The sequence below is a fragment of the Paraburkholderia sp. IW21 genome, assembly GCF_041321145.1.
In the GTDB taxonomy this organism is placed as follows: domain Bacteria; phylum Pseudomonadota; class Gammaproteobacteria; order Burkholderiales; family Burkholderiaceae; genus Paraburkholderia.
Genome location: NZ_JBGGWA010000034.1, coordinates 1 through 1,310 on the forward strand (window position 1 = coordinate 1; position 1,310 = coordinate 1,310).

Below are 1,310 nucleotides of genomic sequence, written 5' to 3' on the forward strand. Positions count from 1 at the left end.
CCAGGCCAGCGCCGCACACCGCTGGCTGGAGGCACGCCAGGCCGATCTGCTACCCGTCGAGTACTTCCACGTCGTCTTCACGCTGCCCGCGCCCATCAGCGCGATCGCCTGGTACAACAAGCGGCTTGTCTACGGACTGCTGTTCGACATCGCCGCCGACACGCTGCGCACGATCGCCGCGGATCCCAGGCATCTCGGCGCCCAGATTGGCGCCACGCTCGTACTGCACACCTGGGGCTCGGCACTCACGCATCACCCGCATGTGCACGGCATCGTCCCCGGTGGCGGGCTGTCGCCTGACGGTGAGCGCTGGATCGCCTGCCGCCCCGGCTTCTTCCTGCCCGTGCGCGTACTCTCGCGCCTGTTCCGGCGCCGCTTCCTCGAAGCACTCGCAGACGCACACCGGCGCGGCCAGTTGCAGTTCTTCGGCGAGTACACCGGGCTCGCTGATCCCGCTACCTTTGCCCGCTGGCTTGCGCCGCTACGTACCTGCGAATGGGTGGTCTACGCCAAGCGCCCGTTCGCCGGACCGGAAGCGGTGCTCGAGTACCTCTCACGCTACACACACCGCGTCGCCATCTCTAACCAGCGCCTCGTCGCCTTCGATGAGCGCGGCGTGACGTTCCGCTGGAAGGACTACCGTGCAAAGGGACGTACCCGCTACAAGACCATGACCCTCGAAACTGGCGAATTCATGCGCCGCTTCCTGCTCCATGTGCTGCCCGGTGGCTTCCATCGCATCCGTCACTACGGACTGCTCGCCAACCCGGTGCGCCGCGCCAGTCTCGCGAAGGTACGGGACCTCCTGCACGTCGCACCCGAGGTCAGCGCGCCACCCGATGACACTGTCATCCAGACGCGGCCCGTCTTCATCTGCCGGCACTGCGGCGCACCGATGATCGTCATCGACATCCTCGCGCGCAGCGCCCCGATCCGTGCACCGCCGATGCGCCGGAGTCAGACATGAGCGCAACGGTTCCTCGATCCGCCTGTCGAACGTCGGCTCTGCGGCAACGCGGCCCACGAGCGGACGTTTGCGCGTGTCGCTTCGCACAGGCCCTCGCACGTCCGCTTCGCCACCACAATTGCGCCACGGCACCGCTTCATCACTGCGTCAGCGCCCATCAAGCATCCCGCCTGGCCGCGTCGCATCTGGCACCGCTGGGCATCCGGACCGATCAATCGCCATAGCCGCGAAGCTCCAACCGCATCGGGGCACTCCGCGGTTTCCTCCATCGAGGCTTATTCGACGCCTGCCAACACGCGCAGAAACACCGTCACGTTCCTGTGGCCGATGGCAGGCATCGAAT

General features: G+C 66.7%; 1 protein-coding gene. It reads left to right on the top strand.

Annotated elements, in window-relative coordinates; genetic code table 11:
- A partial coding sequence (locus tag ACAX43_RS32910; RefSeq protein ID WP_370712482.1) for an IS91 family transposase occupies positions 1 to 967 on the top strand: 967 nt, incomplete at its 5' end.
- Positions 968 to 1,310: the final 343 nt, after the last annotated feature.